General features: G+C 70.0%; 13 protein-coding genes. 10 read left to right on the top strand and 3 right to left on the bottom strand.

The window, feature by feature from the left end:
• Positions 1–32: 32 nt before the first annotated feature.
• The 5 genes from IE252_RS28245 (at position 33) to IE252_RS28225 (ending at position 5,150) form a co-directional block, all read left to right on the top strand.
• The gene (locus IE252_RS28245; RefSeq protein WP_190092247.1) at positions 33–1,367 is read left to right on the top strand and encodes an ABC transporter substrate-binding protein; all 1,335 of its coding nucleotides are present in this window, start codon (positions 33–35) and stop codon (positions 1,365–1,367) included.
• A 2-nt stretch (positions 1,368–1,369) separates the two neighbouring features.
• On the top strand, positions 1,370–2,278 hold the full coding sequence (locus IE252_RS28240; protein ID WP_190092246.1) for a carbohydrate ABC transporter permease: 909 nt from the start codon (positions 1,370–1,372) through the stop codon (positions 2,276–2,278).
• A complete protein-coding gene (locus tag IE252_RS28235) occupies positions 2,275–3,207 on the top strand; it encodes a carbohydrate ABC transporter permease (protein WP_190092245.1) in 933 nt (310 codons plus the stop codon). Before IE252_RS28240 ends, IE252_RS28235 begins: the two co-directional genes overlap by 4 nt.
• Positions 3,208–3,287: 80 nt before the next feature.
• Entirely contained in the window at positions 3,288–4,316 is a 1,029-nt protein-coding gene (locus IE252_RS28230) for a hydroxyacid dehydrogenase (protein WP_190092244.1), read from the top strand.
• A 141-nt stretch (positions 4,317–4,457) separates the two neighbouring features.
• On the top strand, positions 4,458–5,150 hold the full coding sequence (locus IE252_RS28225) for an ester cyclase (RefSeq protein WP_190092243.1): 693 nt from the start codon (positions 4,458–4,460) through the stop codon (positions 5,148–5,150).
• 136 nt (positions 5,151–5,286) lie between these two features.
• Here IE252_RS28225 and groL read toward each other — a convergent pair whose 3' ends face one another.
• Both groL and groES read right to left on the bottom strand, forming a co-directional pair.
• Positions 5,287–6,915, bottom strand: coding sequence for a chaperonin GroEL (groL, locus tag IE252_RS28220; RefSeq protein ID WP_190092242.1), 1,629 nt, complete (start codon positions 6,913–6,915; stop codon positions 5,287–5,289).
• Between the two features lie 115 nt (positions 6,916–7,030).
• A complete protein-coding gene (gene groES, locus IE252_RS28215) occupies positions 7,031–7,339 on the bottom strand; it encodes a co-chaperone GroES (RefSeq protein WP_101389639.1) in 309 nt (102 codons plus the stop codon).
• Between the two features lie 341 nt (positions 7,340–7,680).
• Between groES and IE252_RS28210 the strand changes: the two genes are divergently transcribed.
• Complete coding sequence (locus IE252_RS28210; RefSeq protein WP_229848831.1) at positions 7,681–9,093, top strand: FtsW/RodA/SpoVE family cell cycle protein; 1,413 nt, start codon at positions 7,681–7,683, stop codon at positions 9,091–9,093.
• Between the two features lie 114 nt (positions 9,094–9,207).
• Here IE252_RS28210 and IE252_RS28205 read toward each other — a convergent pair whose 3' ends face one another.
• Positions 9,208–10,146, bottom strand: coding sequence for a polysaccharide deacetylase family protein (locus IE252_RS28205; RefSeq protein WP_190092241.1), 939 nt, complete (start codon positions 10,144–10,146; stop codon positions 9,208–9,210).
• 82 nt (positions 10,147–10,228) lie between these two features.
• Here IE252_RS28205 and IE252_RS28200 point away from each other — a divergent pair, with 82 nt between their 5' ends.
• The 4 genes from IE252_RS28200 (at position 10,229) to IE252_RS43435 (ending at position 14,017) form a co-directional block, all read left to right on the top strand.
• Complete coding sequence (locus IE252_RS28200) at positions 10,229–11,425, top strand: class I SAM-dependent methyltransferase (RefSeq protein WP_190092240.1); 1,197 nt, start codon at positions 10,229–10,231, stop codon at positions 11,423–11,425.
• Positions 11,426–11,530: 105 nt separating this feature from the next.
• Positions 11,531–11,926 carry a WXG100 family type VII secretion target gene (locus tag IE252_RS28195; RefSeq protein WP_190092379.1) on the top strand — a complete coding sequence of 132 codons (396 nt, stop codon included), beginning with the start codon at positions 11,531–11,533 and terminating at the stop codon, positions 11,924–11,926.
• Positions 11,927–12,002: 76 nt separating this feature from the next.
• Entirely contained in the window at positions 12,003–12,305 is a 303-nt protein-coding gene (locus IE252_RS28190; protein WP_190092378.1) for a WXG100 family type VII secretion target, read from the top strand.
• Positions 12,305–14,017: an RNase A-like domain-containing protein gene (locus tag IE252_RS43435; protein WP_229848829.1), complete on the top strand. Its 1,713-nt coding sequence runs from the start codon at positions 12,305–12,307 to the stop codon at positions 14,015–14,017. The genes IE252_RS28190 and IE252_RS43435 overlap by 1 nt, the downstream gene beginning before the upstream one ends.
• Positions 14,018–14,030 lie beyond the last annotated feature (13 nt).

Below are 14,030 nucleotides of genomic sequence, written 5' to 3'. Positions count from 1 at the left end.
CGCCTCGTCCCCTCACGTTCAGGAGCCCTTCCGTGAGCCGCAGTTGGACCAGATCGAACGCCGCCGCCTCCGCACTCTCCGCCGTCACCGCCCTCGCCCTGCTCACGGCCTGCGGGGGCGGTGACGGCGACTCCTCCGACGCGGGCAAGGGCACCGCCGACAAGCCCGTCAGCCTGACCTTCTGGGCGTGGCAGAAGGGGTCGAAGGACGTCGTGGACGCCTTCAACGCCTCGCACAAGAACATCCGGGTCAAGTTCGAGGAGATACCGTCCGGCAACGCCGGCGGCTACGCCAAGATCTCCAACGCCGTGAAGGCGGGCAACGCCCCGGACCTGGTCGCCGTCGAGTACCCGATGCTCCCCGAGTTCGTCAGCCAGGGCGCGCTCCAGGACATCGGCCCGTACCTGACCGACGACGTGCGGAGGAAGTTCCTGCCGCAGGCGGTCGACCTCACCACGCTGGGCGGCAAGAGCTGGGCCGTACCGTTCGACGCCGCGCCCCAGACGTACTTCTACCGCAAGGACTTCTTCGAGAAGAACCGGATCGAGGTGCCGAAGACCTGGGCGGAGTTCCGTACCGCCGCCCAGAAGGCGAAGGAGGCCGACCCGAAGGCGCGGATCGCGACCTTCATGCCGGACGACCCCACCACGTTCGAGGCGATGGCCTGGCAGGCCGGCGCCCAGTGGTTCAAGGCCGAGGGCGACACCTGGAAGCTCAACACCTCGGACGCCGCCACCGACAAGGTCGCCGACTACTGGCAGGGGCTGATCGACGACAAGCTCGTCCAGACGGCCGTCTCCTTCAGCCCGGAGTGGACGGCCGCGCTCAAGGACGGCTCGACCGTCGGCTACCTCGGCGCCTCCTGGGGCGCGGGCGTCCTCAAGTCGACCCTGCCCGACCAGAGCGGCAAGTGGGGCATCGCACCGGTGCCCACCTGGGACGGCAAGCCCGCCAGCGGCATGCTCGGCGGCTCCACCTGGGCGGTGACCAAGGGCAGCGACAAGGCCGCGGCGGCCGTCGAGTTCGCCACCTGGATGTCGACCACCGAGGACGGTGTCAGGGCGCGGATCGCCCCGGGCACGTCCAGCGCCTTCCCGGCCGACGTCTCGCTGCGCCCGGCCGCCAAGAAGGCCTTCGACGCCGGGTTCTACGGCGGCCAGGACATCTACGGCCTGTTCGACGCGGCGGGCGCCTCGATCAACCCCCGCTGGAGCTGGGGCCCGACCACCGGCACCACCAACACCACACTCAAGGACCAGTTCGGCAAGGTCCCCGGCGGCTCGGTCACCGTCAAGGGCGCGGTGGAGGCGGCCCATGACGCGACCGTCGCCGAGCTGAAGAAGCGCGGGCTGAAGGTCGAGGGCTGACCGTGGCAGCGAAGGCCCGGACCAGCCGCCGCACGGGCGCCGCCGCCGGCGTCCTGCTCGCCCCCTTCTTCGTCCTGTTCACCGCGGTGACGGTGGTGCCGATCGGATACGCCCTCTGGCTGAGCCTGTTCACCGAGAAGCAGTCGGGGCTGGGTTTCGGCGGCGCCGAGTCCGTCTTCAGCGGGCTCGACAACTACACCGCCGCCCTGGGCGACCGGGCCTTCCGCGACGGCTTCTGGATCCTGCTCGGCTACTGCGCCGTCTACATCCCCCTGATGGTCGGCGGGGCGCTCGCCCTCGCCCTGCTGCTCGACTCAGGGCTCGCAAGGGCCCGCCGCTTCTTCCAGCTGGCGCTCTTCCTGCCGCACGCCGTGCCGGGCATCATCGCCGCGCTGATCTGGGTGTACCTCTACACGCCCGGCCTCAGCCCGGTCGTGCGGGCCATGGACTCCGGCGGCATCGGCTTCAGCTTCTTCTCCTCCGGCGGCTCCCTCCCCTCCGTGGTCAACATCGCGCTGTGGGAATGGCTCGGCTACAACATGGTGATCTTCTACGCGGCCCTCCAGGCCATCGACCGCTCCGTCCTGGAGGCGGCCACGGTGGACGGCGCGGGCGCCTGGCGCACCGCGTTCAGCATCAAGATCCCGCTGGTCCGGGCCTCGTTGGGGATGGTCGCGCTGTTCACCGTCATCGGCTCGCTCCAGCTGTTCACCGAGCCGCTGATCCTCAACCAGGGCTCCGGCTCGGCGGTCACCTCCACCTGGACGCCCACCATGTACGCCTACACCGCGGCGTTCGCCCGCAACGACTACGGCCTGGCCGCCGCCGCGGCCGTCCTGCTCGCCCTCGCCGCGGCGCTGCTCTCCTTCGCCGTCACCCGCCTCACCACCCGGAAGGGGGCGCGGGCATGACCGCCCCGGCCACCACCTCCGCCGAGACGCCCGCACTCGCCGGGCCCGCTCCCCGTACCGCGACAACCGTCCGTACGAAAGCGGCGCCAGCGCCCGGACGCTGGCTCTCCAGGACGGCGGTCAACGGCGTGCTGCTGCTCTCCGTCGCCTACACCCTCTTCCCCCTCGTCTGGCTGGTCACCGCCGCCACCAAGGACACCGGCGGGCTGCTCTCCGGCGACGCCTTCTCCTTCGAGGGCTTCGACCTCGGCCACAACCTCTCCGAGCTGGCGTCCTACAACGACGGCGTCTATCTGCGCTGGTACCTCAACTCCCTGCTGTACGCGGGCGGGGGCGCGGTCGTCTGCGCGCTGATCAGCACCGCCGCCGGGTACGCCTTCGACAAGTACGACTTCCGGGGCAAGGAGAAGCTGTTCGGGGTGGTCCTGCTCGGCGTGCTCGTGCCGTCCACCGCGCTGGCGCTGCCGATGTATCTGCTCGCCAGCAAGACCGGCCTGGTCAACACCTACTGGTCGGTGCTCGTCCCGGTCCTGGTGAACCCCTTCGGGGTCTACCTCTCCCGGGTGTTCAGCGCGAGCCATATCCCCGACGAGGCGCTGGAGGCCGCGCGGATCGACGGGGCGGGCGAGCTGCGCGCCTTCTGGTCGATCGGGCTGCGCATGGTCATGCCCGGGTTCGTCACCGTGTTCCTCTTCCAGTTCACCGCGATCTGGAACAACTTCTTCCTCCCCCTGGTGATGCTCTCGGACCAGAAGCTCTTCCCGCTGAGCCTCGGTCTGTACGCGTGGAACTCCAACACCCACGCCGAGCCCTCCTTCTACCCCCTCGTCGTCACCGGCTCCCTCCTCGCCGTCCTCCCCCTCGTCGTCGCCTTCGTCGCCCTCCAGCGGCACTGGAAGGCGGGCCTCACGGCAGGCGGCGTCAAGTGACCGGACGGACGCACAGCCGGTTACCCATGGACGACCGGTTACCCATGGACAACGCCCCCGTGAGGAGCCCGAGTTCCACCATGCACCACGCCACTGACAACCGCCCCGCCGCCCTCCTCGCCATGGGCCCCGGGATCGCCGAACGCCTGCTCGCGGAGCGGCACCGCACCCGCCTCGCCGCGCTCGCCCGCACCGACCCCGACCTCGTCGCCCACGAGCTCGTCGCGCCCGCGCCGGCCGTGGCGGCGGCGCTGGCCGAGGCCGACGTACTGCTGACCTGCTGGGGCGCGCCGCCGCTCACCGCCGAGGTGCTGGCCTCGGCGCCCCGGCTGCGGGCCGTGGTGCACGCCGCCGGTTCGGTGAAGCACCACATCACCGAGGCATGCTGGGAGCGGGGCATCGCGGTGACCTCGGCGGCGGCGGCCAACGCGCTGCCGGTCGCCGAGTACACGCTGGCCGCGATCCTCTTCGCGGGCAAGCGCGTCCTGGCCTCGGCCCGGCGGTACGCGGAGCTGCGCGCCCCGCACGACTGGCTGCGCGAGGGCGACGGCACCGGCAACTACCGGCGGACGGTCGGCCTGGTCGGCGCCTCCCGGATCGGCCGCCGGGTGATCGATCTGCTGCGCCCGTTCGACTTCCGGGTGCTGCTGCACGACCCGTACGTGGACGCGGCCGAGGCGGCCCGGCTGGGCGTCGAGCTCGTCGCCCTGGACGAGCTGTGCGCCCGCAGCAGCGTCGTCTCCGTCCACGCGCCGCAGCTCCCGGCCACCGAGCGCATGATCGGCGCCCGTCAGCTCGCCGCGATGCCGGACGGGGCCACCCTGATCAACACCGCGCGCGGCTCCCTGGTGGACGAGGCCGCCCTGCTCGGCGAGCTCCTGACCGGCCGCCTCCATGCCGTACTGGACGTCACCGAGCCCGAACTCCCGCCCCGCGAAAGCCCGTTGTACGGCCTGCCCAACGTGCTGCTCACCCCGCACATCGCCGGGTCGCTCGGCAACGAGCTGCACCGGATGGCGGACCTGGCGCTGGACGAGGTGGAGCGGTTCGCGGCCGGGGCGCCCTTCGCGGACCCGGTCCACGCGGCGGCCCTGCGCCACTCGGCCTGACCTCGGCCTGAGCGGCGCCACTCGGCCGACCGTGCCCGACCGGCCTGGCCTGGTCAAATCACACTAAACTGGACGTATTCCCATGTGGATGGCAGCCCAACCGCAGCCCGACCACCGCCCATCGCCACGCAGGGAGACGTCATGAAATTCGCACAGATTATCGACTTCAAGACCGAGCGGTACGACGACCTGGACCGGCTCATGGACCGCTGGGTCGAGCAGACCAAGGGCAAGCGGACCGCCACCCGCGGCCTCATCGGCAAGGACCGCGCCGACGGGTCGCACTTCGTCGAGGTCGTCGAATTCCCCTCGTACGACGAGGCCATGGCGAACTCCAAGCTCCCGGAGACGAACCGCATCTTCGAGGAGATGGTGGCTCTCTGCGACGGCATGCCCACCTTCACCGACCTCGACGTGGTCCGCGACGAGCAGTTGAACGCCGCAACCGTCCGCCGGTTCTTCCACGAGATCGCCGTCGGGGGCAACCTCGACGCCATCGACGAGGTGTTCGCGGCCGACTACGCCGACCACGACATCATCAAGGACGAGGAGACCGTCGTCGGGTCCGAGGGCATCCGCAGCGACGTCACGGGGTGGCGGAACGCGTTCGAGTTCACCTTCTCGCTCGACCGGCAGATCTGCGAGGGCGACGACGTGGTGACGCTGTGGACCTGGACGGGCACCCACAAGGGCGACTTCATGGGCATCGCGCCCACCGGCAAGGTGTGCACGATGACCGGCACCACGGTCTTCCGCTGCAAGGACGGCAAGATCCAGGAGGGCTGGTGGCACGAGGACGCGCTGGGTCTGATGAAGCAGCTCGGCGCCGTCTGAGACACGTACGTACAGCCGCCTGAGACACGTACGTACGCCTGAGGCCCCTGCCCACAACGGGGAAGGCCCCCGCCCCCGGAAAGATCCGGAAGCGGGGGCCTTCACACGTCGTGGGACGTCAGTGCGTCACACCAGGTCAGTGGCTGTGGCCGTGACCGTGGCCGTGACCGGCGTCGCCCTCGTCCTCGGCCGGCTTCTCGACGACCAGGGTCTCGGTCGTGAGCAGCAGGGAGGCGATGGAGGCGGCGTTCTCCAGGGCGGAGCGCGTCACCTTGACCGGGTCGATGACGCCGGCCTTGACCAGGTCGCCGTACTCACCGGTGGCGGCGTTGAAGCCGTTGCCCTTCTCCAGCTCCGCCACCTTCGAGGTGATGACGTAGCCCTCGAGGCCGGCGTTCTCGGCGATCCAGCGCAGCGGCTCGACGGCGGCGCGGCGGACGACCGCGACACCCGTGGCCTCGTCGCCGGCCAGGCCGAGGTTGCCCTCCAGGACCTTGACGGCGTGGACGAGCGCGGAGCCACCACCGGAGACGATGCCCTCCTCGACCGCGGCGCGGGTCGCGGAGATGGCGTCCTCCAGACGGTGCTTCTTCTCCTTCAGCTCCACCTCGGTGGCGGCGCCGACCTTGATCACGCACACGCCGCCGGCCAGCTTCGCGAGGCGCTCCTGGAGCTTCTCGCGGTCCCAGTCGGAGTCCGTGGACTCGATCTCGGCCTTGATCTGCGCGACGCGGCCGACGACGTCCTCGTGGTTGCCGCCACCGTCGACGATGGTCGTGTCGTCCTTGGTGATCGTGACGCGGCGGGCCGAGCCCAGCACGTCCAGACCGGCCTGGTCGAGCTTGAGGCCGACCTCCTCGGCGATGACGGTGGCACCGGTGAGGGTGGCCATGTCCTGGAGCATCGCCTTGCGGCGGTCGCCGAAGCCCGGGGCCTTGACGGCCACGGCGTTGAACGTGCCGCGGATCTTGTTGACGACCAGGGTGGAGAGGGCCTCGCCCTCGACGTCCTCGGCGATGATCAGGAGCGGCTTGGAGGAGCCGGCCTGGATGACCTTCTCCAGGAGCGGCAGCAGGTCCTGGATCGAGGAGATCTTGCCCTGGTTGATCAGGATGTACGGGTCGTCGAGGACGGCCTCCATACGCTCCTGGTCGGAGACCATGTACGGGGAGAGGTAGCCCTTGTCGAAGGCCATGCCCTCGGTGAACTCCAGCTCCAGGCCGAAGGTGTTGGACTCCTCGACGGTGATGACACCGTCCTTGCCGACCTTGTCCATCGCCTCGGCGATGAGCTCGCCGACCTGGCTGTCCTGCGCGGAGAGCGCGGCCACGGCGGCGATGTCGGACTTGTCCTCGATCGGACGGGCGGTCGCGAGGAGCTCCTCGGACACGGCCTTGACGGCCGCGTCGATGCCCTTCTTCAGGGCGGCCGGGGAGGCGCCGGCGGCGACGTTGCGCAGGCCCTCGCGGACCAGCGCCTGGGCCAGCACGGTGGCGGTGGTGGTGCCGTCACCCGCGATGTCGTTGGTCTTGGTCGCCACCTCCTTCACGAGCTGGGCGCCCAGGTTCTCGTACGGGTCGTCGAGCTCGACCTCGCGGGCGATCGTGACACCGTCGTTGGTGATGGTGGGGGCGCCGAACTTCTTGTCGATGACGACGTTGCGGCCCTTGGGGCCGATCGTCACCTTCACCGTGTCGGCAAGCTTGTTGACGCCGCGCTCAAGGGCGCGACGGGCGTCCTCGTCGAACTTCAGGATCTTCGCCATGGGAGCGGTTCAGCCCTCTCGGAAAACTCGGGATTACGAAAACTGCGCCCCTCGCCGCCCGGCTGTCAGCGGGGTGGCCAGGGGCGCAGTTCAGAAGCATTCGCTTCGAGATGAATTACTTCTCGATGATCGCGAGCACGTCGCGAGCCGAGAGGACGAGGTACTCCTCGCCGTTGTACTTCACCTCGGTGCCGCCGTACTTGCTGTAGAGCACGACGTCACCGACGGCGACGTCGAGCTCGACGCGCTTGCCGTCCTCGACCCGGCCCGGGCCCACGGCCAGGACGACGCCCTCCTGGGGCTTCTCCTTGGCGGTGTCCGGAATGACCAGGCCGGAGGCCGTGGTCTGCTCGGCGTCGAGCGGCTGGACCACAATGCGGTCCTCGAGCGGCTTGATGGCAACCTTGGAGCTGGCGGTCGTCACGATCCGACCTCCCCCTTCGGAGATCTCACGGGGTTAACTGTCTGAGGTGGCGACCAGGTGGATCCGTCGTCGCGGGTGCCGGACCTGCCCGTCGCTGTGTTGGCACTCTCCGGTGGGGAGTGCCAGAGCCGAGACTAGGACGGCGATTAGCACTCGGTCAAGCGGAGTGCCAAGCCGCGGGCCGTGGCGGCCGAATTCCGACGGGTCCGGGGCGGCCCTCGCGGGCGGCGCCGACGAAGAATTCACCTGTCCGGTTCGTCCGGACCCCTGTGGACTTTGCGACACGACTCCTTCGGGAGAACCCTCGCCATCCGGGCGAAAGGGTCCTTAGGGTCGAGCCGATGAGGACGATGCGTACGGATACGGGAGCGGGGTCCCGGACGGACGACCGCAGCGAGCCCCTCGTGGAGGGGCCGGGGCGGGCGCTGGCGTCCGCGCGCCGCCGCACCGAGGCGCTGCTGCTCGCGCTGGTCGTGGTCGTCACGGTCGGCGGCCACGCGTGCGTCTCGGCGGCGCTGACCGGCGGGATCCCGCGCGCCACCGCCGAGTTCGCGGTGAGCATGACGCTGATCTCGCTGGCCGGGCATCTGACCGTACGCAGGTTCGCGGCGTACGCGGACCCGCTGATCCTCCCGCTGGCGGTGCTGCTGTCCGGGCTCGGCCTGGTGCTGCTGTACCGGCTCGACCCGGCGTACGCGAAGGCGTTCAAGTCGGCGCCGACCGCGCCGGGGCAGCTGGTGTGGACGGTGATCGGGTTGGCGGGCTGTCTGCTGACGGTGGCGCTGCTGCGCGACCACCGCCGCCTCCAGCGCTACATCTACGTCTCGATGGTGGTGGCGCTGGTCCTGCTGATGGCCCCGTCGTTCTTCGGCGCGGACACGTACGGCGCCAAGCGCTGGATCTTCCTGGGTCCGTTCTCGCTCCAGCCCGGCGAGTTCGTGAAGATCATGATCACGGTGTTCTTCGCGGGCTATCTGGTGGTCCACCGCGACTCGCTGGCGCTCACCGGCCGCAAGGTCCTGGGCGTCCGGCTGCCGCCCGGCCGCCAGATGGCGCCGCTGGTGGCGATCTGGGTGCTGAGCCTGCTGGTGCTGGTCTTCGAACGCGACCTGGGTACGTCGCTGATCTTCTTCGGCCTCTTCGTGGTCATGCTGTACGTGGCGACCGAGCGCACCAGCTGGATCTTGTGCGGGGTGCTGATGGCGGCGGTCGGGGCGTACGTGGTCGGCTCGACCGAGCCGCACGTCAAGGGCCGGATCGAGGCCTGGCGGCACCCCTTCGACATCTTCCTGCCGCCGGACAGGCGCCCGCCGGGCCTGGTCTCCGACCAGCTGGCGCAGGGCCTGTTCAGCTTCGGCAGCGGCGGGATGACCGGCACGGGCCTGGGCGAGGGCCACCCCGAGCTGGTCGGCTTCGCGGGCCGCAGCGACTTCATCCTGACGACGGTCGGGGAGGAGCTGGGCATGGCCGGGGTGATGGCGGTGCTCCTGCTGTACGGCCTGCTGGTCCAGCGGGGTCTGCGGACGGCCCTGGCGGCCCACGACGCGTTCGGAAAGCTGCTGGCGACGGGCCTGGCGGCGGCGCTGGCCCTCCAGGTGTTCGTGGTGGTCGGCGGTGTGACGGGCCTGATCCCCCTCACGGGCAAGGCGCTCCCGTTCCTGGCGAAGGGGGGTTCGTCGCTGGTGGCGAACTGGGTGATGGTGGCGCTGCTGATCCGGGTGAGCGACAGTGCGGGTCGGAGACGTGCGGGGTGATCCTTGCGGGGGTGCGCTTCGTCTGCGGGTGATCGGTGGCTGGTCGCGCAGTTCCCCGCGCCCCTTGAATGCCGCTGCGCGCATTCAAGGGGCGCGGGACCGCGCGAGCACGGTTCAGACGTAATCCTCCAGCCGCGCCACCGCATACCCCTTGTCCGTGATCACCTTCATCACCTGCCGGATCATGTCCGGCATCGTCCCCTTCCAGTCCCCCCGCCCCCGGAAGTGCGTGAGCACGATGTCCCCGGGGTGCAGATCGCGGTCCCACTCGCGCCACTCCATGTGGTCGGGGAACGCCTCCGCCGCCCACAGCGGCACCGCCTTGACCCCGCACGACTGGGCCGCGCGCAGGGTGTCCTCGTTGTAGTTGCCGTACGGCGGCCGGAACAGCCGGGGCCGCTTGCCCGCCCACTTCTCGATCTTGTCCTGCTGGTCGCAGATCTCGTGCCGCTGCTCCTCGTACGAGAGCCCGGGCATATAGCGGTGGTTGAGCGTGTGGTTGTTGAGCGTGACGCCCAGCCCCTGCATCCGCTTGAAGTACGGGTAGTCGGTGCGGACGAGGTAGTCACTGAGGAACGCGCTGTATGGGATGCGCAGTTCCCGCATCATCTGCAGCAGCGCGGGATCCTTCTCGGCCCCGTCGTCGATGGTGAGGAAGACGATCCGGTCCTTGGTCGGCACGGTCGTGAAGACGGGCGGCAGCGAGTCGCCCCCGTCCGTCTCGAACCCGGGCCGGTTGGTGATCTTCGGTTTGGCGGCGGGCGGCGCGGGCGCGGCCAGCGGCACCTTGGCCAGCTTCCACTTCTTCGCGGCGGTGACCCGCGCGGCCTGCGCCTCCTTGAGCTGGGCGGAGTAGCCGGCGAGGGCGCGGGCGGCGTCGTTGCCGTAGGCCTGCGCCCCGGCGGCCGCCTTGCCGCCGTGCCGGCCGGTGGGGGCGTCCTCGGCGGCGCACCCGGAGGCGAGCGCGGCGACGACGAGCCCGGCCACCAGAACGAGCGGCGCCTTCGGCATGCCACCGCGCCGGAAATCTTCCTTTTGTCTGACAAGCTGCATGCCGCCGCATCCTGTCAGTGCGAGGCGGTATACCGGAGGCGACACCGCCACCGGCCGCGCACCGTCCCCCGCCTGGCCCACAATGGGGCGGGTGAACGACCTCGACACCTTCCGCGCCCTGCTCACCCCCGAGGGCACGGGCCTGCTGGACTCGCTGCGCGACTACGACCCGGCCCAGGAGCTGGCGGTGGCGACCCGGCTGCGCCGCACGTACGCCCCCGAGCTGGTCTCGGCGGCCCTGGCCCAGGCGCGGCTGCGCCAGCGCGCGGTCGCGAAGTTCGGCGCGGACGACGCGTACCGGATGTTCTTCACGCCCAACGGCGTCGAGCAGTCCACGCGCGCCTCGGTGGCCGCCTACCGCGCCCGGGTCTTCGCCGCCCAGGGCGTACGGAGCGTGGCGGACCTGTGCTGCGGCATCGGCGGCGACGCGCTGGCGCTGGCCCGGGCGGGCATCTCCGTCCTCGCGGTGGACCGCGACGAGCTGACGGCGGAGGTCGCCCGCGCCAACGCGGCGGCGCTGGGCCTCGCGGAGCTGATCGAGGTGCGGTGCGCGGACGTGACGGACGTGGACACGTCGGGGTGGGACGCGGTGTTCGTGGACCCGGCGAGGAGGGGCGGCCGAGGCCGGATCTTCGACCCCGAGGCGTACTCACCCCCGCTCTCCTGGGCGATCGGCGCGGCCCGGAAGGCCTCCTTCGCGGCCCTGAAGATCGCCCCCGGCATCCCCCACGAGTCGGTCCCGCCCGAGGCCGAGGCGGAGTGGATCTCGGACGGCGGCGACGTGAAGGAGGCCGTGCTGTGGTTCGGGGGCACCCGCACCCCCGGCTCGGTCCGCGCCACGCTGCTCCCCGCCGAGGCCACCCTGTGGACCCCCTCCCCCCTCCCGGCACCGCCGGTGGGCCGGGTCGGCCGCTACCTCCACGAGCCGGACGGCGCCGTCATCCGCGCCCACCTGGTCGCCGAGATCGTCGCGGCCTGCGACGGCCGCCTCGTCGACGAGACCATCGCGTACGTGACGAGCGACGAGCCGTACACCTCCCCGTTCACCACCGCGTACGAGATCACCGACGAACTCCCCTTCAACATGAAGAAGCTGAAGGCCCTGCTGCGGGAGCGCGGCGTAGGCATCCTCACGGTCAAGAAGCGCGGCTCGGCGGTCGAACCGGAAGAACTCCGCCGCAAGATGAAACTCCAGGGCCGCGCCTCGGCGACGGTGTTCCTGACGCGGGTGGCGGGGGCGCCGACGATGCTGATCGGCCGACCGGTTCAGCAGGGGTGACCTGCGTACCGCCATCGGCGTAACCCTCATCACATCACCTCCACTTTGCAACTGCGGAGCTGTCAGAGGTCGTTGTTAAGGTGCAAGGAGACGGGGGTGGTGGACATGGGACCAGAGGGGCAGCGGCCCGACCTCGGCGTGCCCGAGGACGACGGGCTGACGAAGCTGGCGGGCGACCTCGACGAGATGCGGCGCCATCTCGACAGCCAGGTCCGCCGCATGGACGGGATCGTCGACCGGATCGAGGCGGGCTGGCGCGGCCCGGCCGGCTCGGCGTACCGGGATCTGCACCGGGGCGCGGCCAAGGACGCCGTGCGGATCCGTGAGGTCATCCAGGTCATCGAGGAGGCGGTCCGGCTGAGCCGGGACGGCTTCAGCGAGCAGGACCTCGAAGTCCTCTCCCGTATGCGGGAGATCCAGAACCATGTGGACGTGGCCCGCGAGGCCGACGCGCTCCAGGCGCCGGATCCGGGCCCGCGCAGCAGCATCAGCGATCTCTGAGCGGTCTTCGAAAGCAAGGCACCGAGCACGCCGGTCCACCGGCGGTTCGAGGGAATCCGGGGGAATGGACGACACGATGCCCGATGACGACCACATAGCCGTCAGCTTCGGCACGCTGCGCGAGCTCGCCGGCGAGCTGGAGGACATCCTCAAGCAGCTCAACGAGAAGCTGGGCGCGCTCTACCACCGTACCGAGAAGGTCGTGCTCACCTGGGACGGGCAGGCCCGCGAGGCGTTCGTGGACGAACTCGACCGCTGGGACCGCGACATGCAGGACCTCCAAGCCCGCCAGGCCTGGCTCCACGAGGTCGTCACCACCGGCCACGCGAACTACGCGGCGGCACACCGGGCGGTGCTGCGGGGCTGGGGCGGCGCCTGATGTCGACCCCCGCCCCGTCCGCCCCCTCCGCGAACGGCACCATCGACGTCAAGCCCATGGACCTGCACCGGGTCTCGGGCGGTGTCGCGAGCCAGCAGACCATGTTCGACCGGGCCGCCAAAGACCTGCTGCCCGCGCTGCAGAAGTACCCCGACGCCGGCGGCTACGGGACCGCGCCCCAGGCATTCGCGACGGCGTACGTCAAGGTGGGCAACCGGTTCCTGGAGGTATGGGCCAAGGCCGTGGAGAGCGTGGGCGGCGTCGCCGTCGGCCTCACCACGACCGCCAACAACTACGCGAAGGCGGACGCCGCAGCCCATCCGGGCGGCCCCCCGGCCGTGACCCAGCCGCTGCCGCACGTCATCGACAAGGCTCCCGACTACGGCCACGTCCCCAATCTGAAGTGGGGCGACGACGACGGGGGCGACGACTTCATCCGCTCGCTCCTGGAGTGGGTTCCGGGGCCGATCCGCGATGTGCTGCGCCCGGTCGTCAAGCACGCGTTCCGCATGGGCAAGGTCGCCGATGTCTACCCCTTCCCGCAGCAGCACTATCTGAACTCGCTGTCCAAGTCCTGGATGTCGATGACGATGAGCCTGTCCATGACGGAGAGCGCGCTCACCGGTCTGGTCGGGTCCATCACCCAGCAGACCAACAGCGAGTGGCACGACGCCATGCGCCAGTTCTGCAGCTCTCTGTGGGGCACCAAGGCGTGGGGGCAGTCCACGGCCGGATACGAGTGGAAGCACGACTCGGCGGCGTCGCAGACCGCCTCGCACCCCGTGATGACGGTGCTCTTCGACACCGCGCAGAAGGTCAGCGATCTGCTGTACCACTTCGCGGAGGCCGCCGTGTACGTCAATCACGAGGTGCACGAGGTCTATATGCAGGCGGTGCGGGACGCGGTCCCCAAGATCGACGTCAACTTCAAGGACGGGGTCGACGTCAAGGACGTCGTGGGCCTGTTCAAGGGAGTCGTGAAGGGGGTCGCCAAGGGAGCGGCCCAGCTCGGCGAGGGCATCGTCCTGGAGATGGACACCGCCAAGCTCAACTCCATCGTCGACACCTACAACAGCAAGGTCAACGCGCTGACGCCGCAGCTCAACACGTTGATGGCGGCGCTGGACGAGGCGCATCTGAGCGCTCCCACCTTCCACGCCGAGGAGGCGCGGGCCGAGGCCTTCGGCGCCCGCGCGCTCAAGTCGTTCAAGGAAGAGCACCACTTCACCGTTCCGGGTGAGGATCCGAAGAACATCTACTACCCGATCGATCTGGCGAGCCAGGAGGGCATCCACGGCAGCCATCCGATCGACCGGCACGTCGGGATGACGGACGACCAGCTCGCCCAGCGGCTGCGCGACCAGGGCAACGCACCCGCCGCGTCCTCGTTCAAGGACCTGGCGTCGGCCCAGCGGTTCACCCAGGCCGCGCTGAACGACCACGCCAACGCGATCCGGATCGACGAATGGCTGCAAGGGGTGGAGCGGAGGAAACGCAACAACCCGAATTGGGACCCCAACAATTCGTCGATCCAGCCGGCCATCAAGTTCACGTTCACCGAGGACACCGGACGCACGATTACGCGCGCCGACTATGATGCACACGGCATGGGCGCCACGGCCGCCAATACCAGGTCGGTGCAGGTGGCGCTGAAGTACAAGGAGGGGATGGACCCTCCGTTCGTCGTCGTCACCTCCATGCCGATCCCCTAGCAGCGAAGGCAGC

The organism is Streptomyces melanogenes (genome assembly GCF_014649795.1).
GTDB lineage: Bacteria > Actinomycetota > Actinomycetes > Streptomycetales > Streptomycetaceae > Streptomyces > Streptomyces noboritoensis.
Note: the sequence above shows the minus strand (reverse complement) of the source record. Positions and strands in the feature narration are given on the sequence as shown.